Annotated in this window: 1 protein-coding gene and 1 pseudogene; both read left to right on the plus strand. The window is 51.6% G+C overall.

What is annotated here, in order from left to right:
- A pseudogene (locus tag BOW51_RS10950) lies at window positions 1–768 on the plus strand (ATP-binding protein); the annotation flags it as partial.
- A 152-nt stretch (window positions 769–920) separates the two neighbouring features.
- The gene (locus tag BOW51_RS10955; protein WP_078477729.1) at window positions 921–1106 is read left to right on the plus strand and encodes a hypothetical protein; all 186 of its coding nucleotides are present in this window, start codon (window positions 921–923) and stop codon (window positions 1104–1106) included.
- Window positions 1107–1156: the final 50 nt, after the last annotated feature.

Raw genomic sequence — 1156 nt, forward strand, 5'->3', positions numbered from 1 at the left:
ATGGAGGGCGGCAACCTCAGCCTTGAGGATCTGATTGGCCGTATCATCAGCCCGCCATTCAAGAAGATTGGCGTCTTGCCGCTAGAATCATTTTACCCGCAGGGAGAACGCTTTAAATTCGCAACAAAATTCAATTCAGTCCTTGCATCACCGACTTTCAAGACCTGGATGGAAGGCGACACCCTTGATATCCAGCGCATGCTCTATAACGATGAAGGCAAGGCGAAGATTGCCATCTTCAGTATTTCGCACCTTAGTGATGATGAGCGCATGTTGTTCGTCACCCTGCTGCTCAACAAGTACATTGCGTGGATGCGACGCCAGAGCGGTGCATCCAGCCTGAAGACGATCCTCTACATGGATGAAATCTTCGGCTTCTTCCCACCGACCAGTAATCCGCCCAGCAAGGAGCCGATGCTACTCCTGCTGAAACAGGCACGTGCCTTTGGTGTTGGCGTTGTACTGAGCACACAGAACCCTGTCGATCTCGACTACAAAGGACTCTCCAATATCGGCACATGGTTTATCGGGCGTCTGCAGACGACCCAGGATATCAATCGGGTCATTGAGGGTCTTGGAGGCAAAACCGGCTCTTCATATGATAAAAAAGAGATCAGAAAGCTGCTTGCCAACCTGAGCAAGCGAACCTTCTTTCTCAAAAGTGCGCATCTCGATGACATCAGGCTGTTCAGCACACGCTGGGTTATGAGTTATCTTAAAGGCCCACTGAAGCGCGATGAAATATCCGCCTTGATGGACGAACGCAAGTCGCAAGCTCCTGCTGCCACCCCGACTCCGCCGCAGCAGGTAAAAAGAAAACCAGAAAAAGCGGCTATGAAAGCTACATCTCCATCGACAAGAGTATTCCTCAGTGCTTCAGGCCTGGATTCGGCGGAGAGACCCACTACTCTGCCTCGTTGATGGCAACCCTGAATCTGCACTTTTTCAACCAGACACGCGGCATTGATTTCAACGAATCCTATTGCCTTGAACTGCCGATCAATAAAGGCAGTGTTGATCTTGACTGGGAGAGTGCCAACAGCGAAGCAGAGAGTCGTCCGCTGCGCGCCAAGGAGAGAGAATCGAAGGCGCGTAGTCCCCGGTAGCCACTAGGCGAGACTGTTTTTCTGACGTGCGCCAGCGCCAAAGGAAAAAT

This window comes from Solemya elarraichensis gill symbiont (assembly GCF_002021095.1).
Taxonomy (GTDB): domain Bacteria; phylum Pseudomonadota; class Gammaproteobacteria; order Chromatiales; family Chromatiaceae.

Coding starts and splice junctions, on each gene's coding strand:
- BOW51_RS10955 (WP_078477729.1), top strand. CDS start 921: ATGGCAACCCTGAATCTGCACTTTTTCAACCAGACACGCGGCATTGAT.